Raw genomic sequence first — 23,783 nt, 5'->3', positions numbered from 1 at the left:
ACAGGCCGGACATCAGATGTCCATCACCAGGCGCTGCGGATCCTCGATCATCTCCTTGACGCGCACCAGGAAGGTCACGGCCTCCTTGCCGTCGATGATGCGGTGGTCGTAGGAGAGGGCCAGGTACATCATGGGGCGGACGACGATCTGGCCGTTGCGGACGACCGGACGGTCCTCGATGCGATGCATGCCCAGGATGGCGGACTGGGGCGCGTTGAGGATCGGGGTCGACATCAGCGAGCCGTAGACGCCGCCGTTCGAGATCGTGAAGGTGCCGCCGGTCATGTCGTCGATCTTCAACTGCCCGTCGCGGGCGCGGCGGCCGAAGTCGCCGATAACCTTCTCGACGCCGGCGATCGACAGCCTGTCCGCGTCGCGCACGACCGGCACGACCAGGCCCTTGTCGGAGCCGACGGCGACGCCGATGTGGTAGTAGTTCTTGTAGATGACGTCCTGCCCGTCGATCTCGCCGTTGACGGCGGGGATCTCCTTCAGGGCCGCTACGCAGGCCTTGACGAAGAAGCCCATGAAGCCGACGCGCACGCCGTGCTTCTTCTCGAAGAGATCCTTATACTGGTTGCGGATCGCCATCAGGGACGACATGTCGACGTCGTTGAACGTCGTCAGAATGGCGGCGGTGTTCTGGGCGTCCTTCAGGCGGCGCGCGATCGTCTGGCGCAGCTTGGTCATGCGCACCCGTTCTTCGCGGGAGGCGTCGTCGGCAGCCGGGCTCGGGCGCGGGGCGGGCGGCGCCGCCGGGGCGGGGGCCGGGGCGGGTGCGGGCGCCTTCGCGGCGGTGTCGATCGCGGCGAGGACATCGCCCTTCAGCACCTGGCCGCGCTTGCCGGATCCTTCCGCCACCGCGACGCCGGTCTCGGCCATCAGCTTGGCGGCGGAGGGGGCCGGCGGCATGCCGCCGGAGGGCGCCGCCGCGGCGGGGGCGGGGGCGGGTGCCGGGGCCGGAGCCGCAGGGGCCGGGGCGGCCGCGGCCGCGGCCGCCGGGGAGGCTGTCCCGGCCGCGCCGGCCGCGATGGTGCCCAGGAGGGCGCCCACAGCGACGGTCTGGCCGGCCTCGGCGAGGATCGACTCGAGCGCGCCGGCCGCCGGCGACGGGACCTCGACCGTGACCTTGTCGGTCTCGAGCTCGACGAGCGGCTCGTCCGCCTTCACGGCCTCGCCGGGCTTCTTGAACCACTTGGCGACGGTCGCCTCGGTGACGGATTCCCCGAGCGTCGGAACCTTGATTTCGGTGGCCATGGTGTCGGTCTCTTGCTTTCGGGTCTTTTTCGGCCGGGCCGCACGGCGGCCGCCCGGCCCCGTTGGGAGGGATCAGTCGCCGAGGGCGTCGTTCAGGAAGGCCTGCATCTGCGCCATGTGCTTGGACATCAGGCCCGTGGCGGTGGCGGCGGAGGCCGGCCGTCCGGTGTAGCGCGGGCGGCGCGACTTGGCGTCGACCTGGGCCAGCACCCATTCCAGGTAGGGTTCGATGAAGAACCAGGCGCCCATGTTCTTGGGCTCCTCCTGGCACCACACGATCTCGGCCTGGCGGAAGCGGGTCAGCTCCTTGACGAGCGCCTTGAGGGGCACCGGGTAGAGCTGTTCGACGCGGAGCAGGTAGACGTCGTCGATGCCGCGCTTCTCGCGCTCCTCCAAAAGATCGTAGTAGACCTTGCCGGTGCACAGGACGACGCGCCGGATCCGGGCGTCCGGCACCAGCCGCGTGGCGGTCAGCTCCGGATTGGTCTCCGCGTAGTCGTAGAGCAGGCGGTGGAAGGAGGAGTCGGCGTCGAAGTCCGACAGCTTCGACACGCACTTCTTGTGCCTGAGCAGCGACTTCGGCGTCATCAGGATCAGCGGCTTGCGGAACTCGCGCTCGAGCTGCCGCCGCAGGACGTGGAAGAGGTTGGCCGGCGTCGAGGCGTAGCAGACCTGCATGTTGTCCTCGGCGCACATCTGCAGGAAGCGCTCGAGGCGCGCCGAGGAGTGCTCCGGCCCCTGCCCCTCGTAGCCGTGCGGCAGCAGGCAGACGAGGCCCGACATGCGCAGCCACTTGCGTTCGCCCGACGACAGGAACTGGTCGAACACCACCTGGGCGCCGTTGGCGAAGTCGCCGAACTGGGCCTCCCAGAGGGTCAGCGCATTCGGCTCGGCGAGCGAGTAGCCGTACTCGAAGCCGAGCACCGCCTCCTCGGAGAGCATCGAGTTGATGACCTCGTAGCGGGACTGGCCCTCCGCGAGGTTGTTCAGCGGGATGTAGCGGCTCTCGGTCTCCTGGTCGTAGAGGACCGAGTGGCGCTGCGAGAAGGTGCCGCGCTCGCAATCCTGGCCCGACAGGCGGACGGGGTGCCCCTCCAGCAGGAGGGTCGCGAAGGCGAGCGCCTCGGCGGTCGCCCAGTCGATGCCCTCGCCGGTCTCCATCATCTGGCGCCGGTTGTCGAGGAAGCGGCCGATCGTGCGGTGCAGGTTGAAGCCCTTGGGCACCTCGGTCATCTTCAGGCCGAGCCGCTTCAGCTCGGCCCTCGGGACGCCGGTCCTGCCGCGCCTCGCCTCGTCGGCCTCGCCGCCGGCGGCCTTCAGGCCGGCCCAGCGGCCGTCGAGCCAGTCGGCCTTGTTGGGCTTGTAGCCCTGGCCGGCCTCGTGCTCGCCGTCCAGATGCTTGCGCCAGTCGGCCGCCCACTCCTCGACCTCGCCGCGCGTCACGACGCCCTCGCCGACCAGCTTCTCCGAATAGATCTGCAGGGTCGTCGGGTGGTTGCGGATCTTCCGGTACATGATCGGCTGGGTGAAGCCCGGCTCGTCGCCCTCGTTATGGCCGTAGCGCCTGTAGCAGATCATGTCGATGACGACCGGCTTGTGGAACTTCTGCCGGAACTCGGTCGCCACCTTGGCGGCGAAGGTGACCGCTTCGGGGTCGTCGCCGTTCACGTGGAAGATCGGCGCCTCGATCATCTTGGCGACGTCGGACGGGTAGGGCGACGAGCGCGAGAAGCGCGGGTTGGTGGTGAAGCCGATCTGGTTGTTGATGATGAAGTGGATCGAGCCGGCGGTGCGGTGGCCGCGCAGCCCCGAGAGGCCTAGGCACTCGGCCACCACGCCCTGTCCCGCGAAGGCGGCGTCGCCGTGGATGAGGAGCGGCAGCACGCGGGCCCGCTGGTCGAGGGAGACGACGTCGCCGCGCGGCTTGTCGGCGAGCTGGTCCTGCTTGGCGCGCGCCTTGCCGAGCACCACCGGGTCGACGATCTCCAGGTGAGACGGGTTGGCGGTCAGCGACAGGTGCACCTTGTTGTTGTCGAACTCGCGGTCCGAGGAGGCGCCGAGGTGATACTTGACGTCGCCCGAGCCCTCGACCTCATCGGGAGCCGCAGAGCCTCCCTTGAACTCGTGGAAGATGATCCGGTGCGGCTTGCCCATGACGTTGGCGAGCACGTTCAGCCGGCCGCGATGCGCCATGCCGAGCACGATCTCACGCACGCCGAGATTGCCGCCGCGCTTGATGATCTGCTCGAGCGCCGGCACCAGGGCCTCGCCGCCGTCCAAGCCGAAGCGCTTGGTGCCGGTGTACTTGACGTCGATGAACTTCTCGAAGCCCTCGGCCTCGATCAGCTTCCTGAGGATCGCGCGCTTGCCCTCGGGGGTGAACGCGATGGTCTTGTCCGGCCCCTCGATGCGCGCCTGGATCCAGGCCTTCTCGGACGGATCCGAGATGTGCATGAACTCGATGCCGAGCGTGCCGCAATAGGTCCGGCGCAGAATGCCGATCATCTCGCGCACGGTCGCGAATTCGAGACCGAGTACCTTGTCGATGAAGATCTTGCGGTCGAGATCGGCCTCGGTGAAGCCGTAGGACGAGGGATGCAGCTCCTCGTGGTCCTTCTCGGCGGCGATCTCGAGGGGGTCCAGCCGAGCGTGCAGATGGCCGCGCATGCGATAGGCGCGGATCATCATGATGGCGCGGACGCTGTCGCGCGCGGAGGCCTGCAACTGCTCCTGGGTGATCTCGGCGCCCTTGGCCGAGGCCTTGCCCTTGAGCTTGTCGCCCATCTGCTTCTCGAGCCAGCCCCAGTCGGAATCGAGGGCGGACACGAGCTCGCCGTTCATCGGCCGCGGCCAGTCCTTGCGCTCCCAGCTGGCGCCCTTGGCGTTCTTGATGACCGCCTGCTTGTCGTCCTTCAGCTCCTCGAAGAAGTCCCGCCAGCCGGCGTCGACCGATGCCGGGTCCTGCTCGTAGCGCGCGTGCAGTTCCTCGATGTAGGCGGCGTTGCCGCCGTACAGGAATTCGAGAGCGGAATTCGCCATCGTCCGTCCCGGGCCCCTCGCGGGTCCCGCCTCTGCTGGAGGCCGCGCCCGTTCTTCGGGCGTCGGTCCTCGTGAAGTCTCGTCCCCCTCGCCGGCGCGCCGCCCGGAAGCCCGCGCGCCGTCTTGCCTCATCGTCGCCGCGTTCGGCTTATTTTCCGTTCAGGACGGCGACGAGCGTCTCGCCGAGCTTGGCCGGCGACGGCGACACGCGAATGCCGGCCGCCTCCATCGCCTTGATCTTGTCCTTGGCGCCGCCCTTGCCGCCCGAGATGATCGCGCCGGCATGGCCCATGCGGCGGCCGGGAGGGGCCGCGACGCCGGCGATGAAGCCGGCCATGGGCTTCTTGATCTTGTGCGACGCGATGAACTCCGCGGCCTCCTCCTCGGCCGAGCCGCCGATCTCGCCGATCATGATGATCGACTTGGTCTCCGGGTCCTTGAGGAACATGTCCAGGACGTCGATGAACTCGGTCCCCTTCACCGGGTCGCCGCCGATGCCGACCGCGGTGGTCTGGCCGAGGCCGACGTCGGTCGTCTGCTTGACCGCTTCGTATGTGAGCGTGCCGGAGCGCGACACGATGCCGACCGAGCCCTTCTTGAAGATGTGGCCCGGCATGATGCCGATCTTGCACTCGTTCGGGGTCAGGACGCCCGGGCAGTTCGGCCCGATCAGGCGCGACCGGGAGCCCTTCAGCGCCTTGCCGACCCGGACCATGTCCATCACCGGGATGCCCTCGGTGATGCAGACGATCAGCTCGATCTCGGCGTCGATGGCCTCCAGGATGGCGTCGGCCGCGAAGGGCGGCGGGACGTAGATCGCCGAAGCGGTCGCGCCGGTGGCCGCCTTCGCCTCGCCGACCGTGTCGAAGACCGGCAGGTTCAGGTGGGTCGTGCCGCCCTTGCCGGGCGTCACGCCGCCGACGACCTTGGTGCCGTAGGCGATCGCCTGTTCCGAATGGAAGGTCCCCTGGGCTCCGGTGAAGCCCTGGGTGATGACCTTGGTATCCTTGTTGACGAGTACGGACATGAGACGATGCCTCCGGGCGTCGTGCGTCGTTCAGTGCGGTTGAGGAACCGTCCCGCCTGCGGGTCGCGGCGGACGGATGGGGTCCGGAATCACCCCCGGACCGCCGCCACGATCTTCTTCGCCGCGTCGTCGAGGTCGTCGGCCGCGATCACGTTGAGGCCGGACTCGCGGATGATCTGCTTGCCGAGCTCGACGTTGGTGCCTTCGAGGCGCACCACCAGCGGCACCTGGAGGCCGACCGTCTTCACCGCCGCGAGCACGCCGCGGGCGATGATGTCGCATTTCATGATGCCGCCGAAGATGTTGACCAGGATGCCCTTCACCTGCGGGTCGGCGGTGATGATCTTGAAGGCGGCCGTGACCTTCTCCTCGCTGGCGCCGCCGCCGACGTCCAGGAAGTTGGCCGGGCTCTCGCCGTAGAGCTGGATGATGTCGAGGGTCGCCATGGCGAGGCCGGCGCCGTTGACCATGCAGCCGATGGTGCCGTCGAGCGCAATGTAGGAGAGGTCGTACTTGGAGGCCTCGATCTCCTTGGCGTCCTCCTCGGTCTCGTCGCGCAAGCTCACGATCTCGGGATGGCGGAAGAGCGCGTTGGAATCGAAGTTCACCTTGGCGTCGAGGACCCGCAGGTTGCCGTCCTTCGTGACGATCAGCGGGTTGATCTCGAGGAGGCTCATGTCCTTCTCGACGAAGGCGCGGTAGAGGTCGCCGACCAGCTTGACGCACTGCTTGACCTGGGCGCCCTCCAGCTTCAGCGCGTAGGCGACGTTGCGGCCGACATAGGGCTGGTAGCCGGCGGCGGGGTCGACCCGGAAGGTGTGGATCTTCTCGGGCGTGTCGTGCGCGACGGCCTCGATGTCCATGCCGCCCTCGGTGGAGACCACGAAGGCGACCTTGCCGGTGGCGCGGTCGACCAGGATCGACAGGTAGAGCTCGCGGGCGATCTCGGAGCCGTCCTCGATGTAGAGGCGGTTGACGACCTTGCCGGCCGGGCCGGTCTGGAGCGTCACCAGCGTGTTGCCGAGCATCTCCTTCGCGTGGGCCTGGACCTCCTCGACCGACTTGGCGAGGCGCACGCCGCCCTTGGCGTCGGGGCCGAGTTCCTTGAACTTCCCCTTGCCGCGGCCGCCGGCATGGATCTGGCTCTTCACCACGTAGAGCGGGCCAGGCAGCGACTTCGCGCCCGCGACCGCCTCCTCGACCGTGAAGGCCGGAGCGCCGGCCGAGACCGGCACGCCATAGTCCTTGAGGACGGCCTTGGCTTGATACTCGTGGATGTTCATGTCCGGGGCCTCGTCGGGTCGGCCGATCCCGGGGGGATCGGAGAGGTCGGTCTCGTGGGGCGTCTCGGGAGATCCGGCAGGCGGGCGCCCGCCGGGCTTCAGGTAGGGTCGGGCGCTCGCGGCCGCCAGGGCTCAGGCGAGCGACGGCTGGATCTGCTTGCAGGCCTCGATCAGGCCGTTCACGGAGGCGAGCGACTTGGCGAACATGGCCTTCTCGGCCTCGTCGAAGGCGATCTCGACGATCTTCTCGACGCCGCTCGCCCCGATCAGGACGGGCACGCCCACATAGGTGCCGTTCACGCCGTACTGGCCGGTCAGGTAGGCGGCGCAGGGCAGGATGCGCTTCTGGTCCTTCAGGTAGCTCTCCGCCATGGCGATCGCCGAGGTGGCGGGGGCATAGAAGGCGGAGCCGGTCTTGAGCAGGGCGACGATCTCGCCGCCGCCCTTGCGGGTGCGGTCCACGATGGCGTCGAGCTTCTCCCGGGTCATCCAGCCCATCTTGACGAGGTCGGGCAGCGGCACGCCGCCGACGGTCGAGTGGCGGACGAGAGGGACCATGTCGTCGCCGTGGCCGCCGAGCGTCATGGCGTGGACGTCGCGCACCGAGACGCCGAGCTCCTCGGCCAGGAAATAGCGGAAGCGGGCGCTGTCGAGCACCCCCGCCATGCCGACCACCTTGTTGACGGGCAGGCCGGAGAACTTCTGCAGCGCCCAGACCATGGCGTCGAGCGGGTTGGTGATGCAGATCACGAAGGCGTCCGGGGCGTACTGCCGGATGCCCGCGCCGACGGCCTCCATGACCTTGAGGTTGATGCCGAGCAGGTCGTCCCGGCTCATGCCGGGCTTGCGCGGCACGCCGGCGGTGACGATCACCACGTCGGCGCCGGCGATCGCCTCGTAGGAGGAGGCGCCGGAGAGCTTCGCGTCGAAGCCCGCGACCGGGGAGGACTCGGCGATGTCGAGGGCCTTGCCCTGGGGCACGCCGTCGACGATGTCGAAGAGCACGATGTCGCCGAGTTCCTTCAGGCCGGCGAGGTGAGCGAGCGTGCCGCCGATCTGACCGGCGCCCACCAGGGCGATCTTGTTACGCGCCATGTGCGTGCTTTCCCTTGACGTGATGGGTTTGTGGGACTGCGACATCCTGTCCGGGGTCGCAATACTCCGTTCCAGGTGGTGGTGCAAGTCATCCGAACGATGCATTCCCGCTGTGCAGCAGATCCCGGAAGATACGGATATGCCTGCATTTTGAAGCGCATCAGGGGATCGTTCCGGACGGATTTTGCGGCGCTGCAAGATATTCGGCCGAGCGCATTTCCGTGAGCCTCGAAACTGTCCGCCTGAACTCGAAAGCCTCGCTGGAATCCCCGCCGCGGAACAGCGCCTGCGGCTCCGCCGCCGCCGAGATCACCAGGCGGATGCGATTGTCGTAGAGGGCGTCGACGAGGTGGATGAAGCGGCGCGCCTCGTTGCGCTTGTCGGGCCCGAGCAGCGGCACGTTCTCCAGCATCAGCGTGTGGTACCGGCCGGCGATCTTCAGGTAGTCGGCGGCGCCGAGCGGGCGTTCGCACAGGTCCTGGAAGGAAAAGCGCGCGATGCCCGGCACGGAGCGGGGGATCGGGATCTGGCGGCCGCGGAATTCGACCAGCGCCAGCTCGCCCTCCGCCCCGCCGGTCAGCCGGTCCCAGATCTCGTCGACGGCCGCGGTGGCGTCGGGTCCGAGCGGGGAGAAGTAGACCCGCCCGATGTCGACCTTCTCGGAGCGGAAGTCGGTCCGGGCCTCGAGCTCCAGGACCTCCATGTTGGCTCCGAGCAGGTCGATGAAGGGCAGGAACAGCGAGCGGTTGAGGCCGTCCCAGTAGAGCCGGTCGGGCGGCACGTTGGAGGTCGCCACCACGCAGGTGCCCTGCTCCCAGAGACGGGCGAAGAGACGGCCGAGGATCATGGCGTCCGCGATGTCGGTGACGACGAACTCGTCGAAGCAGAGGAGGCGCGCCTCCGCGCCGATCTCGGCGGCGACGGGGCCGATCGGGTCGTCGCCCTTGAGGGTGCCGGCGAGGATCGCCTGGCGGGCGGCGTGGATGCGGTCCTGCGTCTCGCTCATGAAGGCGTGGAAGTGGGTCCGCCGCTTGTGCACGACCTGGGCGCGCTCGAAGAAGAGGTCCATCAGCATGGTCTTGCCGCGGCCGACCTTGCCCCAGACGTAGAGGCCGCGCACCGCGGCGTGGCGGGTCTGCACCTTGCGGCCGAAGATCCAGCCGAGGGCGGACTTCTTGGAGGCGAGGCTAGCCGTGCCGATCTCCTCGGCGAGGCGGTCGAGGCGGTGGGCGAGGGCGACCTGGGCGGGGTCGCGGCCGATGGCACCCGACGCCACGAGCTGGTCGTAGCGTTCCGTCACCGTCCGCATGGCGCCCATGGGCTCGCTCATCGTCCCCCCTCGGACGACGTTGCACTGCAGCACCGCTTAGCCTCCCGCGCGCGGGACGGCAAGCCGGACGAAAGCCTTGCGTCATCCGGTCAGGGGGGGCCGGCCGTCCGGTCAGGGCCGCGGTGCGCCGCCGAGCCGCTCGGCGTTGGAGCGCAGGCGCCGTACCACCGGGGTGGTGGCGGCGCGCGAGACCGCGTCGGCGGCCCGGAGCGGATGGTCCCCGGAGAGAAGCGCGACCCCGACGGCGGCGCCGACCGCCACCGCGCTCTCGCCCATCACCGCCAGCTTCTCGGCGACCATGAGGCCGTGCTCGAAAGGGTGGACCGCGAAGGGGTTGAGCCAGCCGGCCATGAGGACGCCGGAGCGCAGGCCGACGACCTCCTGGGTGAGCGCGCCGATTTCGCCGAGGGTGGCGGCGGTCTGCGCGAGCGACTGCGCGAATTCGTCGAGTGCCCCGATCATGCGAGTCTCCTCCCCCGATCCCATTCTTATGCTCGGAGGATTTGACGGGGGGACAGCCGCGTCAAGCCCCCTCGGCGGAACAGACCCGCCTTGGAGGTCGCGGGGAACTGGGGTATTCGGACCCTCCGAGGGTAGGAGGGGCCATGGCCGAGGCACTGAGCGCATCGTCGATCGAAGCCGCCCACGAGCGGATCCGGCCGCATGTCCGGCACACGCCGGTCTTCGAGGTCGAGGGTGCGCCATTCGGCATCGCGGAGCCGATCTCGCTGAAGCTCGAGCTCTTCCAGCATGCCGGGTCGTTCAAGACCCGGGGCGCCTTCAACAACCTGCTGACCCGGCCCGTGCCTGCGCAGGGCGTGACGGCGGCGTCCGGCGGCAATCACGGTGCGGCGGTGGCCTATGCGGCGGCCTGCCTGGGGGTGAGGGCGCGCGTCTTCGTGCCGACGATCTCCAGCCCGGTGAAGATCCAGCGCATCAGGGACTACGGCGCCGAGGTGGTGGTCGGCGGCGACCGCTACGCGGACGCGGCGGTGCTGTCGGAGGCTTATGCGGCGGAGAGCGGCGCGCTCGTGGTGCACCCCTTCGACAGCCCCTTCACGATCGCCGGCCAGGGGACCGTCGCGCTCGAGTGGGAGGCCGATGCCGGGCACCTCGACACCGTGCTGGTCGCGGCGGGCGGCGGCGGGCTGGTCGCGGGCATCGGCTTGTGGTTCGGGCGAAGGACGAAGGTCGTGGCCGTGGAGCCGCAGGGCTCGCGGGCGCTGCACGCGGCGCTGGAGGCGGGCGGACCGGTCGACGTGCCGGTCGAATCCATCGCGGCCGACAGCCTCGGGGCGCGCCGTGTCGGGGACCTCGTCTACGCGGTGGCACGCGACTGCGTGGACGAGGTCGTGCTTGTCGGCGACAACGCCATCGAGGAGACGCAGCGCCGGCTGTGGCGCCGTTTCGGTATCGCGGCGGAACCCGGCGGGGCCGCGGCGCTCTCCGCGCTGCTGCCCGGCGGCTACCGTCCGGCGCCCGGCGAGCGCGTCGGGGTGCTGGTCTGCGGGTCGAACGTCGACCTGGCGAAGCTCGCCGCCACCGTCGAGTGACGTCGGTCAGCGCGGGGTGAGGACCTCGGTCCCGGCGCCCGATTCGTCCGCGATCGTCCAGGTGCCGTCGAGCGAGCCGTCGGGGCGGATCTGGTAGAGCACGAGGCCGATCTTGTTGCCGAGCACGTAGGCGGCCGCGAAGGAATCGTGGGTGCGCATGCAGATGCCGGTCGACGCGGAGGCGCCCGTCTGCCAGACGATCCGGCAGGTCGTGTTGCTGGTGAGCGTGATCGACGCGGTGCCCGTATAGGCGGTGCCGTCGAAGTTCGTGCCCCGGACAGTGTACGAGCCGCCGATGTTCTGGGCCGCGGCCGGGCCGGCCGCGCCGATGGAGAAAAGGGCGATTGCCGCCCCGATCCAGTCCCTCCGCATACCCGCCCCCTGGACCTCCGCCGGTCAGCGCTGAAACACGCGCACGCAACATCCGGCGAACGAGTTTAGGGCCGCGAACGTTTCCGGGTTATTTCGCCGCCCGACCGGGTGCCCGGCCTGCGGCGACGAATGGCAGCAGGGCGATTGGCCGACTCCCCAGCCGGCGCGTTATGGGGCAGGAGTGGAGCGAGACGGGATCGGAGGGACGATGGCGATGTTTCCGGAAAGGCTGCTGCGCGGCTACGAGAGCTTCCGCACCGGGCGCTATCCGTCCGAGAACGAGCGATACCGGCACCTGGCCGAAACCGGCCAGCGGCCCGAGACCATGATCATCGCCTGCTGCGACAGCCGGGCCGCCCCCGAGGTGATCTTCGACGCGCCGCCGGGCGAGCTCTTCGTGGTCCGCAACGTCGCCAACCTGGTGCCGCCTTACACGCCGGACGGCGAGTATCACGGGACGTCGGCGGCGCTCGAGTTCGCCGTCATGGGGCTCAGGATCCGCAACATCGTGGTCATGGGGCACGGGCGCTGCGGCGGCATCGCAGCGGCGCTCCGGGAGGACCCGGAGCCGCTGTCGCCGGGCGACTTCATCGGCAAGTGGATCTCGCTGCTCGAGGCGCCGGTGGCGGAATGCGCCTGCCACACGGGGCTCGCGCCCGAGGAGCGGCGCCTGCTCCTGGAGCGCATCTCGGTCGCGCACAGCCTGCGCAACCTCAGGACCTTCCCCTGCGTGCGCACGCTGGAGGAGCGCGGCAAGATCGCGCTGCACGGGGCGTGGTTCGACATCTCGCTCGGCGAACTGCACGTCTATGACGAGGCGGGCGACAGCTGGTCGGCGCTCGACGAGACCCGGTTGCACACCGACGCGGCGTGACGCCGGTCCGCCGGCGATGACGCCGGTCAGCCGGCGGGCTCCTCCGGGGCGGGCGGTGCGGACGGGGGCGCCTTGCGGCCCGGCTTGACCGCGTAGTCGGAGTCCCGAAAGCGCTGCAGCATGCGGCGGAAGGTCGACAGCATGCGCGTCTCGATCTCGGGCCGTCCTTCAAGCCGGCTCAGCACGAAGGCGATCGCCTCGAGGGTGGAGAGCCCCTCGCGGCGCGGCTCCTTGCGCAACCGGCCGTAGAGCGACGGCTGGCGCGGCAGGATTACCAGGCGCTTTGCCTTCAGGACCCAGGGATTCCGCCACCAGAGCGTCTTGGCCTGGCTCCAGGAGCCGTCGAAGGCGATCACGCCCTCGATGTCGGCGAGCGCGGCGTCCTGGTCGGCGACCGGACGGCCCTTGGCGTCGACGACCACGAGGTCCCGGCCGGCCGGCATCGCCGAAGGCTCGACCGAGCCCAGGTGCAGGACGGCCCAGCGCTTCGTCGGTGCTTCGTGGCCGACGGCCTTGGCGAGGCTCGCCCAGGAGAGCCCGATCCGGAACGCGGCCCGGGCGAGATGGCCGACCGCGACGCGCGCCGTGCCGAGCAGCTTGTCCTGCTCCTGCGGGTGCTGGAGGACCAGGACCTCGACCCGGTTGTCGATGACCTCGACGGCATCGCAGACGCAGAGCGGCAACGGCTTCAGGCAGCGGGGGCATTCCGGATCGGCCGGGCGGGGCGTCGTCTCGGTCGGGGTCACGCGCGTCTCCTCGTCGACCGCTGTCCTAGCGCGCCAGCACCCGGGGCGCCACATGGCCGGCATGCGCGCGGGCCCGCTCCGCTGAATTGAAGTATTGGTATCTTGCATGCCAGCCCGTTTCGTGCATGCTGCGATCTGACGCAGCCACTCGGGCAAAGGACACGGGGACAGGACGACAGGACCGCTGCCCGCCGATCAGGCCGGCCCCCGCCAGGGGCCGCGGCGAGCAGGGTTCCTCGAGGCCTCAACCTCCGTCGCTGCAGAGATTTCGGGAGATAACGGCCATGGACTCCACCACGAAGGAACGCAAGGTCTCCGCCATGGAGACGACGGCGGCCTCCACGGGCGCCGAGGCGGAGCGGGAGCTGACGGACGGCTTCCACCTCGTCATCGATGCGCTGAAACTCAACGGCATCACCAACATCTACGGAGTCCCCGGCATCCCGATCACGGATCTCGGCCGCCTCGCGCAGGCCGAGGGCATGCGGGTCTTCTCGTTCCGCCACGAGCAGAACGCCGGGAACGCCGCGGCGATCGCGGGCTTCCTCACCAAGAAGCCGGGCGTCTGCCTGACCGTCTCGGCCCCGGGCTTCCTCAACGGCCTGACCGCGCTCGCCAATGCGACCACCAACTGCTTCCCGATGATCCTCATCTCCGGGTCCTCCGAGCGCGAGATCGTCGACCTGCAGCAGGGCGACTACGAGGAGATGGACCAGCTCGCCATCGCCAAGCCGCTGTGCAAGGCCGCCTTCCGCGTGCTCCACGCGCAGGACATCGGCATCGGCGTGGCGCGGGCCATCCGGGCCGCGGTGTCGGGCCGTCCGGGCGGCGTCTACCTCGACCTGCCCGCCAAGCTCTTCTCGCAGGTGATGGACGCCGAGGCGGGCGCGCAGTCGCTCGTCAAGGTGATCGACCCGGCGCCCGCCCAGATCCCGGCCCCGGCCGCGGTGAAGCGGGCCATGGAGCTCCTGAAGGACGCCAAGCGGCCGCTGATCATCCTCGGCAAGGGCGCGGCCTACGCGCAGGCGGACGACGAGATCCGCACCTTCGTGGAGAAGAGTGGCATTCCCTATGTGGCGATGTCGATGGCCAAGGGGCTGCTGCCGGACACCCACCCGCAGTCGGCCGGCGCCGCCCGTTCGCTGGTGCTGAAGGATTCCGACGTCGTGGTCCTGATCGGCGCGCGGCTCAACTGGCTCCTGTCGCACGGCAAGGGCAAGCAGTGGGGTCCGGTCGGCTCGAAGAAGTTCATCCAGGTGGACATCGAGCCACGGGAGATGGACAGCAACGTCGAGATCGCCGCCCCGGTGGTGGGCGACATCGGCTCCTGCGTGTCGGCCTTCCTGCAGGCCATGGGCTCGTCGTTCCCGACCCCGCCGGCGGACTGGATCGACACCATCAAGGCCAAGCGGGACGAGAACGTCGCCAAGATGGCCTCGAGGTTGAAGAAGAACTCGGCACCGATGGACTTCCACGGCGCGCTCGGTGCGCTCAAGGAGGTCGTCCGCCAGCGTCCCGACGCGATCCTGGTCAACGAGGGTGCCAACACGCTCGACCTCGCCCGCGGCGTGATCGACATGTACAAGCCGCGCAAGCGGCTCGACGTCGGCACCTGGGGCGTGATGGGCATCGGCATGGGCTTCGCGGTGGCGGCGGCGGTCGAGACCGGCCTCCCGGTCCTGGCGGTCGAGGGCGACTCGGCCTTCGGCTTCTCGGGCATGGAGGTGGAGACGATCTGCCGGTACAACCTGCCGGTCTGCATCGTCGTCTTCAACAACAACGGCATCTACCGGGGCACCGACACGAACCCGTCGGGCGGCCCGGACGCGGCCACCACGGTCTTCGTGCCGGGCGCCCGCTACGACAAGATGATGGAGGCCTTCGGGGGCGTCGGCGTCACCGTCACGACCCCGGACGAGCTCTACCAGGCGGTCTCGGCCGCGATGGACTCCGGCAAGCCGACGCTCGTCAACGCGATGATCGACCCGAAGGCCGGCACCGAGAGCGGCAACATCGGCAGCCTCAACCCGCAGAGCGTGGTGAAGAAGAAGCCCGCGGCGGCTTGAGGCGTCGGCGCATCGAGGGCCATCGCCCCGACGACAGCATCGAAGCGCCGGACCTCACCGTCCGGCGTTTCGCGTTCGTATGGACGTTTGCTCCCCGCCGTGGCTGCAAACCGAACGCCGCATCGCCTTCGAATGCCGGCCCGGGCGACCCCGACCTCCACAACCCGTCTTGGCCGACATCCGCTGTAGGAGCGGGTGTCCGACTTCGACGGTGTCCCGCTGCCTCCACTCTTCTCCCGTCGGCGGAATTCCGTCATGCTGCGCGCCGGGAGAACGCGGGGGCTTTGGATCATGGCGAGCGGCCGGACGGTGTGGATGAAAGCCGGTCTGGCCGTGGCGCTTGGGCTCGTGCTCCTCGCGCCCGCCGCCGCCCAGACTCCCAAGAAGGCGGCCGAGCCTGCCGCCCTGCGACAGGAATTCGAGGGCTTCATCGCGAAGTTCCGGGCGGCCCTGAAGGCCAACGATCCCGCCGCCGTCGCGGGGATGTCGAAGCTGCCGTTCATGGGCGACACTGCCATCGCCGACGTCGCCCAGTTCCGCACGAAGGTCTACGCCGTCAGTTTCGGCGCCAAGCAGCGCACCTGCCTGCAGCGCGGCAAGGCCGTCTACGACCGGGACGGCCTGAACAACGACAACTACGTCCTCTTCTGCGGCGAGGCGCTCTACGTCTTCACCAAGACGCCGCAAGGTTTTCTGCTCACCGACATCGCTGCGAATGATTGAGGTGCGGGCCGCGATAAAGGGCACTCCGGGGCTCCCCACTCGAATGTGGCGTCAGTCGTGTGACATCGTCCACCCCACGCGTGCCGCCGCAACCGAACCGTCCAAAATCAGCAAAAGCTACTGTTGATAAGCCGTCGCCCGCAAGCTACGCTGTCGGGCGAGTACTTGTACGCTTGCAGGGGCTAGAGTATGCAGTTCGAGCTTTCGCTCAATAATTTTAGGGGCTTCAAGTCGACTTCTTTTGTCCCGATTCGGCCCCTCACCTTACTCGTCGGCGAAAACAGCGCGGGGAAGAGTTCATTTCTGGCATCTTTGCAGTATTATCTCGATTTTTTTGGCGGATTCAATCCTGCGTCATTCAATAGCGACCCATTTCAGCTCGGCACGTTCCAGCAGATTGCCCACTACCGAGGCGGCAAGGCGGGAAGAGCTCGAAGTTTCGACATTAGTGTGCGAGGCTATCCAAGGCGCTCCAGCGATGGCATGCACCCCTCCGAAATGACGATCACCCTTTGTTTCGAGAACATTGACTCCGAGGCGGAGGTCCGAAGCATTAGGGCCTCAAGTCAGGGTCATGCAATTGTTCTCCTGGCTTCAGCTAATGAGGTTTCGCTACAGCTCTCTCGCGAAGGCCAAGAACAAGTCCGTATTGACTTTGGGGGGCCAAAGATTTTTCCCAGACGGCGAGGGGCAGGTCGAATTATTGGATCTATACTAACAGAACTAGAGTTTTACTTGAAATATCGGGCGCAGCAGCCGCCGACCGACGACCTGAATATAAGGGAAGCAGTTCGGCTCTCTCGGTTAGCTGGCACGCTAATCCGTGCGATGCAGGGAGAGCATGAAGCCACGTCTGCAATTCGCACTAAGCCACTGCGAACGTATACTCCAGGGGTTACGGTAAAAGACGGGCAGGGGTCCCACGTTCCGTTTGAACTTGCTTCGCTCTATAGAGCGAAGAATAAGGATGCCTGGCTAAATCTAAAACGTAGTATTGATAGCTTCGGGCGAGATTCTGAGATGTTCAAAGAACTGAACATAAAATCATTCGGATCGAGTATCAGCGACCCATTCCAGTTACAATTCTCGCTCGACGGCCCTAAGATGAATATTGTGGATCTTGGTTACGGAACCAGTCAAGTCTTACCTATTCTACACATGATTAGTTCGGCATCGAAGAACGCGCGATTTCTCATACAGCAACCAGAAGTTCACTTGCATCCTCGCGCTCAAGCCGCTCTAGGAGCCTTCTTTGTAAAGGCATACAAAAGTAACCAGGTGAATCTGGTTATTGAGACCCATAGTGACTTCATTATAGACCGCATCCGCAATGCGATAATGGAAGGTCAATTGAAGCCAGATGAAATTTCATTGCTTTTTTTCGAGCGTAAGAAACTAGATAACACTATTACTCACATAAATCTGGGTGATGATGGCAGCCCAATTGATGCGCCCGAGAGCTATAGAACTTTCTTCATTGACGAACAAATGAAGCTCCTGGGAATCTAGCAATGCTCATAATTATCGATGCAAACCGAGCGAACGACTTCACTGCTCCATTGAAATGTCACGCCCAAGAGATATTGGAGCATGTCCGACGCCGCCAGCTCCGCGTTGTAGCCGGAGGCCAATTGCTGGCAGAGTTGTTTGGCACGAAAATGCGTGCGTTGATTGTCGAGTGGGAGAGGAGTGGTAGGCTAACGAGAAAAACGGACTCTGAAATCGAGCCTTACCTAGTCAACCTCCGCGAGAAAGCGGTCAGATCCAATGATCATTGCATATTAGCTCTCGCTCTCGCTTCCCAAGCCAGGCTACTTTATTCTGACGACAATGAACTTCGTAGCGATTTCAAAGACCCGCTAATTTTGCGACCTAAAGGTAAGGTCTTCGGGTCGCAAACGAGCGTGGAAATATGCCGCTCGTTGCTTCGCCGAAGGTAAAAAAACCGGGGCTCGCGCCCCGGTTCAGTTTACCTCCGCTGGGAGGGGAGAGGGTGGGGCGGCCGGGCGGGCCCGGCCGCGGAACTCATTCGGCGGCCATGCGGCCCTCCTCGCCGAGGGCGCCGGAGGCCTTGATCTCGTCGACCGCCTTGGGGTCGAACTTGAGGACCTGGGTCAGGATCTCCTCGGTGTGCTCGCCGAGCAGCGGCGAGCGGAGGACCTCGGTCGGGCTGTCGGAGAGCTTGATCGGGTTGCCGACGGACAGGTACTTGCCGCGGACCGGGTGATCGACCTCGACGACGGTGCCGGTCGCGCGGAGCGACTGGTCCTCGGCGATCTCCTTCATGGAGAGGATCGGCCCGCAGGGGATGTCGTACTGGTTCAGGATCTCCATGGCCTCGAACTTGGTCTTGGTCATGGTCCACTGCTCGATCCGGCCGAAGATCTCGTTGAGACGCGGCAGGCGGGCCTTCGGCTTGGCGTAGTTCGGGTGGGTCTTCCACTCCGGTTCGCCGATCACGTCGCAGATCTTCTCCCAGACCGGCGCCTGGGTGATGAAGTAGATGTAGGCGTTCGGGTCGGTCTCCCAGCCCTTGCACTTCAGGATGCGGCCCGGCTGGCCGCCGCCCGAGTCGTTGCCGGCGCGCGGCACGGCATCGCCGAACGGGATGCCCTCGCCATACTGGCTGTATTCCTCGAGCGGCCCGTGGGCGAGGCGCTGCTGGTCGCGCAGCTTGACGCGGCAGAGGTTGAGGACGCCGTCCTGCATGGCGCAGGTGACCTTCTGGCCGCGGCCCGTCATGGTGCGCTGGTAGAGCGCGGTGACGATGCCGAGGGCGAGGTGCAGGCCCGTGCCCGAGTCGCCGATCTGGGCGCCGGTGACGAGCGGCAGGCCGTCGCGGAAGCCCGTCGTGGAGGCCGAACCTCCGGTGCACTGGGCGACGTTCTCGTAGACCTTGCAATCCTCGTAGGGGCCCGGGCCGAAGCCCTTGATGGAGGCCACGATCATGCGCGGGTTCAGCTCCTGGATCTTCTCCCAGGTGAAGCCCATGCGGTCGAGCACGCCGGGGGCGAAGTTCTCGACCATCACGTCGCAGGTCTTGACCAGCTCCTCGAGGACGCGCTTGCCCTGGGGGTTCTTGGTGTCCAGCGTGATCGAGCGCTTGTTGTGGTTCAGCATCGTGAAGTAGAGGCTGTCCGCGCCGGGCACGTCCATGAGCTGCCCGCGCGTGATGTCGCCGGTGCCGGGGCGCTCGACCTTGATCACGTCGGCGCCAAACCAGGCCAGGAGCTGCGTGCAGGTCGGACCCGACTGCACGTGCGTGAAGTCCAGAATTTTGACGCCTTCGAGGGCCTTGCCCATGATCATCCTCCCGGTTCGGGTCTCGTGTCTCACTCGCCGAGGCCCTTCGACCTCGCGCCAGGGCTTCTCGGGCCCCGCTTGGGCCGGCACGGCACCGGCGCCGCGGGGCGCCGGCCGATCCGGCCGTGTGACGGTGGCCCATGCTGACATGTGGTATACCACGCCAGCGTGACAGACGGCCACCTTGCCCGGGGCGCGCCGATTGTCTCAGCCGCGCCCGGAGCGCGTCTTGTTGTCGCTTCCAGGGCTCAATGGTTGGCATGCCAGATGCCACCTGTCAACGGATGGGGTGCGACGTGCAATGCAACAACTGTTGTGCATTGCAAAACCCGCTGGCACCCTTCCATGGGCGGCGCCGGTGAAGTGGCACCTGGCGTGCCAGACCAGCCTGGTCGATGCCGCTCCGCCTCACCGGAGGTCCGACCAGGAGACCGGATGACAAGCATCGTCATCCTCGGCAAGCGCGTCGCGACCCTCCGCGACCGGATCGCCACTCTGGCGCTGGGCCTCGTGAGGGCCGTCACGGAGGCCGACCGGCGCAGCGGGCGCCCGGTTCCGCAGGGACTCTGACCGGGCGGGGCTCCTCCGGCGTCCTGCCCGAACCCGGGTCCCGGACGTTGCGTCAAAGCTTTCCGGGCCACCTTTCACCCGATGGACCGGTTATCCGAAGGATAGAGCCGAAGGGCCGCTCTTATCCGTCAGTTTATTGTCAGCTTATTCTGAGAATCGTCGCTCGGCTTCGGGCATGCATTGCTGCTATGCAATTTTTATATACCTTGCGGAAATGCCAGTCTTACCCGAGGTCTGCACGGCGTGGCCGATCGTCCCGGACACCAAATCGGTTCGATACTGCCGCCAAGCCCGCGTCACGGCGCCGCGTGACCCATTGCCATGCTGGCATACCTGATACCAAGATAGCCCTCGAAACGGACGGCGGGAAGACCGTCCAGGCCAACAATCACCAAACACGAGGGACGGATATGCCTACTACGGCACACAGCGAGGCCTCGGCCGCGCGCGTCAGCGATCGTTATCGCTGGACCCAGCTCGCCATCGGCGTGGTCTGCATGACCATGATCGCCAACCTCCAGTACGGCTGGACCTTCTTCGTACCGGACATCCAGAAGCAGTTCGGCTGGAACCGCGACGCGATCCAGTGGGCCTTCACGCTGTTCGTCCTGTTCGAGACCTGGCTGGTCCCGATCGAGGGCTGGTTCGTCGACAAGTACGGCCCGCGGGTGGTGGTCCTGTTCGGCGGCGTGCTCTGCGCGGTCGGCTGGGTGATCAACTCCTACGCCACCACGCTGACGATGTTCTACGTCGGCCAGGTGATCGCGGGCATTGGCGCCGGGGCCGTCTACGGGACCTGCGTGGGCAATGCGCTGAAGTGGTTCCCGGATCGCCGCGGCCTCGCCGCCGGCATCACGGCCGCCGGCTTCGGCGCCGGCTCGGCGCTGACCGTCGCCCCCATCCAGGCGATGATCGCCGACCAGGGCTACCAGGCCGCCTTCTACTGGTTCGGCATCGGCCAGGGCGCGATCGTGGTCGTCATGTCGCTCTTCCTGCTGTCGCCCAAGCACGGCCAGGTGCCGCCGCCGGTCGTCAGCAACACGGTCGTGCAGACCCGCCGCAACTACGCCCCCGTCGAAGTGCTGCGCCAGCCGATCTTCTGGCTGATGTACTTCATGTTCGTCATCGTCGGCGCCGGCGGCCTGATGGTGACCGCCAACCTGAAGCCGATCGCCGCCGACCTGCACATCGACAAGGTCCCGGTCACCCTCATGGGTGTCACCATGGCGGCCGTCACTTTCGCGGCGACGCTCGACCGGATCCTGAACGGCCTCACCCGTCCCTTCTTCGGCTGGGTCTCCGACAAGATCGGGCGCGAAAACACCATGTTCATTGCCTTCGGGATGGAGGGGATCGGCATCTACCTGCTCTACCTGTGGGGCCACGACCCGGTGTGGTTCGTGCTTCTCTCCGGCTTCGTGTTCTTCGCCTGGGGCGAGATCTACAGCCTCTTCCCGTCGACCTGCACGGACACCTTCGGGTCGAAGTTCGCGGCCACCAACGCCGGCCTGCTCTACACCGCCAAGGGCACCGCGGCGCTGCTCGTGCCCTTCGCCAACACCCTGCAGCAGAGCCACGGCAACTGGGACGCGGTCTTCCTGCTGGCGGCCGGTGCCAACATCCTCGCCTCGTTCCTCGCCATCGCGGTCCTGAAGCCCTGGCGCGCCGGGGTCATCGCCAAGGGCCAGGCGGAGATCGGTGCGGTCGGGGCCGCGGCCTGACGCCTGCCCACGAACCGTCGGGAGGCCCGTCGTCCGGCAGCGGACGGCGGGCCTCGCGCGTTTCGGGCGGGGCCCGTCAGCCATGATCCCGAGTGATGGCTCGCCCGGATCTGCGGGCATGGCGGGAGACGGGCACAGCCGGCCGCATCGGGGCCGAATTCCTTGCGGATGGGGCGACTTGCCGCATCGCAGCATCGAAAGTGCGACATCGCGGCACTTCCGGCCTTGACATCCGCCGCATCTGGTATGCCAAATGCCACTCCATCACCCATGAAAATGCCGGGCGCGGCCCCTGGGCCAGACCTCCGGTCGAAGCAAGACCCATAGCGCCGAGTCATGGCTCGGCTCCTCGAGGGAGGATCGAATGAACATGCAGCCGAAGACCGTCACGAGCGCAACGGCCGCCGTCCGGCAGGTGCTTGACCGCGTCAAGGCCGAGGGCCGCGACGCCCTGACCGCCCCCGAGGGCAAGCTCGTCTGCGACGCCTACGGGATCGCGGTGCCGAAGGAAGGCGTCGCCAAGTCCGGCGCCGAGGCCGTCGCGCTCGCCGACGGCATGGGCTACCCGGTGGTGCTCAAGATCGTTTCGCCCGACATCCTGCACAAGACCGAGGCGGGCGGCGTGCTGGTCGGCGTCAAGTCGGCCGACGAGGTGCGCGCCGGCTACGACAAGATCCTGGCCAACGCCAAGGCCTACAAGGCCGATGCCCGCATCGACGGGATCCAGGTCCAGCAGATGCTGAAGGGCGGCACCGAGGTCATCATCGGCTCGATCACGGACGGCTCGTTCGGCAAGCTGGTCGCCTTCGGGCTCGGCGGCGTGCTGGTCGAGGTCCTGAAGGACATCACGTTCCGCCTGGCGCCGGCCACCAAGGAGGACGCCTTCTCGATGCTCGACGGCATCCAGGCGGCCGAGATGCTGCGCGGCGTGCGCGGCGGCGACCCGGTCAACCGGGACGCCCTGGCGGAGATGATCGTCAAGGTCTCGAAGCTCGTCACCGACTTCCCCGAGATCGTCGAGCTCGACCTCAACCCGGTCTTCGCCACCAAGTCGGACGCCACCGCGGCGGACGTGCGCATCGTCGTCGACTTCAACCCGCAGCCGCAGCGGCATCGTCCGAGCCAGGACGAGATCGTCACGGCGATGAACCGGATCATGAAGCCGCAGGCCGTTGCGGTGATCGGCGCCTCCTCGGAGGACGGCAAGATCGGCAACTCCGTGATGAAGAACCTCATCAACGGCGGCTACAAGGGCCAGATCTACCCGATCCATCCGAAGGCCGACGAGATCCTCGGCTACAAGGCCTACAAGTCGGTCAAGGATGTGCCGGGCGTCATCGACACGGCGGTCTTCGCCATTCCGGCCAAGTTCGTCGCGGCGGCGCTGACCGAGTGCGGCGAGAAGAAGATCCCGGGCGCCGTCCTGATCCCGTCGGGCTTCGCCGAGACGGGCAACGAGGAGGGCCAGCGCGAGATCGTCGAGATCGGGCGCAAGTACAACATCCGCCTGATGGGGCCGAACATCTACGGCTTCTACTACACGCCGGCGAACCTCTGCGCGACCTTCTGCACCGCCTACGACGTCAAGGGCTCGGCCGCCCTGTCGTCCCAGTCGGGCGGCATCGGCATGGCGATCATCGGCTTCTCGCGCTCGGCCAAGATGGGCGTCTCGGCGATCGTCGGCCTCGGCAACAAGTCGGACCTGGACGAGGACGACCTGCTCACCTTCTTCGAGCAGGACGACAACACCAAGATCATCGCCCAGCACTGCGAGGACCTGAAGGACGGCCGCTCCTTCGCGGAGGTCGCGGCCCGCGTCTCCAAGAAGAAGCCGGTCGTGGTCCTCAAGGCCGGCCGGACCTCGGCGGGCGCCAAGGCGGCCTCGTCGCATACCGGCGCGCTCGCCGGCAACGACAAGATCTACGAGGACGTCTTCAAGCAGTGCGGCGTCATCCGCGCCCGCTCGCTGCGCCAGCTCCTCGAGTTCGCCCGCGGCGTGCCGGTCATGCCGACGCCCAAGGGCGAGAACGTGGTGATCATCACCGGCGCGGGCGGCTCGGGCGTGCTGCTCTCCGACGCCTGCGTGGACAACGGGCTCAACCTGATGAGCATGCCGAATGACCTGGATGCGGCCTTCCGCAAGTTCATCCCGCCCTTCGGCGCGGCCGGCAACCCGGTCGACATCACGGGCGGCGAGCCGCCGACCACCTACAAGAACACGATCAAGCTCGGGCTCGAGGACGACCGGATCCACTCCATCATCCTCGGCTACTGGCACACGATCATCACGCCCCCGATGGTGTTCGCGAAGCTGGTCGTGGAGGTGAAGGAGGAGATGAAGGCGAAGGGCATCGAGAAGCCGATCGTCGCGTCTTTGGCCGGCGACGTACAGGTCGAGGAAGCCGCCGAGTATCTCTACGCGCACGGCGTTCCGGCCTACGCCTACTCCACCGAGCTCCCCGTCGAGGTGCTCGGCGCCAAGTACAAGTGGGCCCGCGGCGCCGGCCTGCTGTGATCCGGCAGGGCGTCCCCTCCCGCATGGGCGGGGGCGCCCGCGTCGCAGCACACTCGATGCCCGTCGCGATCTGCGGGTCGGGAGCCCTGACCGCGGTCAGGCGCCCGGTGCAGGCCGGCGCCGGGCGGCGACCGATACCCGCCCCATGAAGTCTCAGCCCCTGATCGGCCTTCGTTTCTGTCATGCCCGGGCTTGTCCCGGGCATCCACGCCGGGCGCTCCGTCGTCGTGGAATGGAGTGCCGGGACAAGCCCGGCCATGACAGATCGAGAGGTGGGACTTCGTAGAAGTGTCGCCGGCGGACCTACCA

Annotated in this window: 18 protein-coding genes; 8 read left to right on the top strand and 10 right to left on the bottom strand. The window is 67.2% G+C overall.

Translation table 11 applies throughout. The features are described from left to right. Positions 1–12: 12 nt before the first annotated feature. From odhB to WBG79_RS26590, 7 genes are all read right to left on the bottom strand, one after another. Positions 13–1,257 (bottom strand): 2-oxoglutarate dehydrogenase complex dihydrolipoyllysine-residue succinyltransferase, encoded by a 1,245-nt coding sequence (gene odhB / locus WBG79_RS26620; protein WP_337360277.1) that lies wholly within the window; start codon positions 1,255–1,257, stop codon positions 13–15. 72 nt (positions 1,258–1,329) lie between these two features. Then, positions 1,330–4,296, bottom strand: a complete 2,967-nt coding sequence (locus WBG79_RS26615; protein ID WP_337360276.1) for a 2-oxoglutarate dehydrogenase E1 component — start codon at positions 4,294–4,296, stop codon at positions 1,330–1,332. 148 nt (positions 4,297–4,444) lie between these two features. Beyond that, entirely contained in the window at positions 4,445–5,323 is an 879-nt protein-coding gene (gene sucD, locus WBG79_RS26610) for a succinate--CoA ligase subunit alpha (protein ID WP_337360275.1), read from the bottom strand. An 89-nt stretch (positions 5,324–5,412) separates the two neighbouring features. Next, positions 5,413–6,606 (bottom strand): ADP-forming succinate--CoA ligase subunit beta, encoded by a 1,194-nt coding sequence (sucC, locus tag WBG79_RS26605; protein WP_337360274.1) that lies wholly within the window; start codon positions 6,604–6,606, stop codon positions 5,413–5,415. 132 nt (positions 6,607–6,738) lie between these two features. Continuing rightward, the gene (gene mdh / locus WBG79_RS26600) at positions 6,739–7,701 is read right to left on the bottom strand and encodes a malate dehydrogenase (RefSeq protein WP_337360273.1); all 963 of its coding nucleotides are present in this window, start codon (positions 7,699–7,701) and stop codon (positions 6,739–6,741) included. A gap of 160 nt (positions 7,702–7,861) precedes the next feature. After that, a complete protein-coding gene (zapE, locus tag WBG79_RS26595) occupies positions 7,862–9,031 on the bottom strand; it encodes a cell division protein ZapE (protein ID WP_337360272.1) in 1,170 nt (389 codons plus the stop codon). Positions 9,032–9,142: 111 nt separating this feature from the next. Further along, positions 9,143–9,493, bottom strand: coding sequence for a hypothetical protein (locus WBG79_RS26590; RefSeq protein ID WP_337360271.1), 351 nt, complete (start codon positions 9,491–9,493; stop codon positions 9,143–9,145). Positions 9,494–9,636: 143 nt separating this feature from the next. Here WBG79_RS26590 and WBG79_RS26585 point away from each other — a divergent pair, with 143 nt between their 5' ends. Beyond that, positions 9,637–10,584 (top strand): threonine/serine dehydratase, encoded by a 948-nt coding sequence (locus tag WBG79_RS26585; RefSeq protein ID WP_337360270.1) that lies wholly within the window; start codon positions 9,637–9,639, stop codon positions 10,582–10,584. 6 nt (positions 10,585–10,590) lie between these two features. Here WBG79_RS26585 and WBG79_RS26580 read toward each other — a convergent pair whose 3' ends face one another. After that, positions 10,591–10,956, bottom strand: a complete 366-nt coding sequence (locus WBG79_RS26580) for a hypothetical protein (protein WP_337360269.1) — start codon at positions 10,954–10,956, stop codon at positions 10,591–10,593. 208 nt (positions 10,957–11,164) lie between these two features. Here WBG79_RS26580 and WBG79_RS26575 point away from each other — a divergent pair, with 208 nt between their 5' ends. Then, complete coding sequence (locus WBG79_RS26575; RefSeq protein WP_337360268.1) at positions 11,165–11,830, top strand: carbonic anhydrase; 666 nt, start codon at positions 11,165–11,167, stop codon at positions 11,828–11,830. Between the two features lie 26 nt (positions 11,831–11,856). Here WBG79_RS26575 and WBG79_RS26570 read toward each other — a convergent pair whose 3' ends face one another. After that, complete coding sequence (locus tag WBG79_RS26570; RefSeq protein WP_337360267.1) at positions 11,857–12,576, bottom strand: tRNA-uridine aminocarboxypropyltransferase; 720 nt, start codon at positions 12,574–12,576, stop codon at positions 11,857–11,859. 320 nt (positions 12,577–12,896) lie between these two features. Here WBG79_RS26570 and oxc point away from each other — a divergent pair, with 320 nt between their 5' ends. From oxc to WBG79_RS26555, 3 genes are all read left to right on the top strand, one after another. Next, positions 12,897–14,642: an oxalyl-CoA decarboxylase gene (oxc, locus tag WBG79_RS26565; RefSeq protein WP_337360356.1), complete on the top strand. Its 1,746-nt coding sequence runs from the start codon at positions 12,897–12,899 to the stop codon at positions 14,640–14,642. 315 nt (positions 14,643–14,957) lie between these two features. Beyond that, complete coding sequence (locus tag WBG79_RS26560) at positions 14,958–15,365, top strand: hypothetical protein (protein WP_337360266.1); 408 nt, start codon at positions 14,958–14,960, stop codon at positions 15,363–15,365. A gap of 189 nt (positions 15,366–15,554) precedes the next feature. Then, positions 15,555–16,874, top strand: a complete 1,320-nt coding sequence (locus WBG79_RS26555) for an AAA family ATPase (protein WP_337360265.1) — start codon at positions 15,555–15,557, stop codon at positions 16,872–16,874. A gap of 516 nt (positions 16,875–17,390) precedes the next feature. On the opposite strand, the gene frc is transcribed toward WBG79_RS26555, so the two are convergent. Further along, positions 17,391–18,668: a formyl-CoA transferase gene (gene frc / locus WBG79_RS26550; protein WP_337360264.1), complete on the bottom strand. Its 1,278-nt coding sequence runs from the start codon at positions 18,666–18,668 to the stop codon at positions 17,391–17,393. 435 nt (positions 18,669–19,103) lie between these two features. Between frc and WBG79_RS26545 the strand changes: the two genes are divergently transcribed. From WBG79_RS26545 to WBG79_RS26535, 3 genes are all read left to right on the top strand, one after another. Continuing rightward, positions 19,104–19,238, top strand: coding sequence for a hypothetical protein (locus tag WBG79_RS26545; RefSeq protein WP_337360263.1), 135 nt, complete (start codon positions 19,104–19,106; stop codon positions 19,236–19,238). A gap of 410 nt (positions 19,239–19,648) precedes the next feature. After that, positions 19,649–20,959, top strand: coding sequence for an oxalate/formate MFS antiporter (gene oxlT, locus WBG79_RS26540; protein ID WP_337360262.1), 1,311 nt, complete (start codon positions 19,649–19,651; stop codon positions 20,957–20,959). Positions 20,960–21,329: 370 nt separating this feature from the next. After that, entirely contained in the window at positions 21,330–23,474 is a 2,145-nt protein-coding gene (locus WBG79_RS26535; protein ID WP_337360355.1) for an acetate--CoA ligase family protein, read from the top strand. The last annotated feature ends 309 nt before the right edge of the window (positions 23,475–23,783 follow it).

It is taken from the genome of Prosthecomicrobium sp. N25, from assembly GCF_037203705.1.
Taxonomy (GTDB): Bacteria; Pseudomonadota; Alphaproteobacteria; order Rhizobiales; family Ancalomicrobiaceae; genus Prosthecodimorpha.
This window is presented reverse-complemented; position numbering and strand designations above follow the sequence as displayed.

Excerpts from the sequence above, each read along its gene's own strand:
- WBG79_RS26615 (WP_337360276.1), bottom strand. The coding sequence starts at position 4,296 with ATGGCGAATTCCGCTCTCGAATTCCTGTACGGCGGCAACGCCGCCTAC.
- WBG79_RS26580 (WP_337360269.1), bottom strand. The coding sequence starts at position 10,956 with ATGCGGAGGGACTGGATCGGGGCGGCAATCGCCCTTTTCTCCATCGGC.
- oxlT (WP_337360262.1), top strand. The coding sequence starts at position 19,649 with ATGCCTACTACGGCACACAGCGAGGCCTCGGCCGCGCGCGTCAGCGAT.
- WBG79_RS26585 (WP_337360270.1), top strand. The coding sequence starts at position 9,637 with ATGGCCGAGGCACTGAGCGCATCGTCGATCGAAGCCGCCCACGAGCGG.
- WBG79_RS26535 (WP_337360355.1), top strand. The coding sequence starts at position 21,330 with ATGCAGCCGAAGACCGTCACGAGCGCAACGGCCGCCGTCCGGCAGGTG.
- sucD (WP_337360275.1), bottom strand. The coding sequence starts at position 5,323 with ATGTCCGTACTCGTCAACAAGGATACCAAGGTCATCACCCAGGGCTTC.
- WBG79_RS26555 (WP_337360265.1), top strand. The coding sequence starts at position 15,555 with ATGCAGTTCGAGCTTTCGCTCAATAATTTTAGGGGCTTCAAGTCGACT.
- WBG79_RS26590 (WP_337360271.1), bottom strand. The coding sequence starts at position 9,493 with ATGATCGGGGCACTCGACGAATTCGCGCAGTCGCTCGCGCAGACCGCC.
- frc (WP_337360264.1), bottom strand. The coding sequence starts at position 18,668 with ATGGGCAAGGCCCTCGAAGGCGTCAAAATTCTGGACTTCACGCACGTG.
- WBG79_RS26545 (WP_337360263.1), top strand. The coding sequence starts at position 19,104 with ATGACAAGCATCGTCATCCTCGGCAAGCGCGTCGCGACCCTCCGCGAC.
- sucC (WP_337360274.1), bottom strand. The coding sequence starts at position 6,606 with ATGAACATCCACGAGTATCAAGCCAAGGCCGTCCTCAAGGACTATGGC.
- zapE (WP_337360272.1), bottom strand. The coding sequence starts at position 9,031 with ATGAGCGAGCCCATGGGCGCCATGCGGACGGTGACGGAACGCTACGAC.
- WBG79_RS26575 (WP_337360268.1), top strand. The coding sequence starts at position 11,165 with ATGGCGATGTTTCCGGAAAGGCTGCTGCGCGGCTACGAGAGCTTCCGC.
- WBG79_RS26560 (WP_337360266.1), top strand. The coding sequence starts at position 14,958 with ATGAAAGCCGGTCTGGCCGTGGCGCTTGGGCTCGTGCTCCTCGCGCCC.
- oxc (WP_337360356.1), top strand. The coding sequence starts at position 12,897 with ATGGAGACGACGGCGGCCTCCACGGGCGCCGAGGCGGAGCGGGAGCTG.
- mdh (WP_337360273.1), bottom strand. The coding sequence starts at position 7,701 with ATGGCGCGTAACAAGATCGCCCTGGTGGGCGCCGGTCAGATCGGCGGC.
- odhB (WP_337360277.1), bottom strand. The coding sequence starts at position 1,257 with ATGGCCACCGAAATCAAGGTTCCGACGCTCGGGGAATCCGTCACCGAG.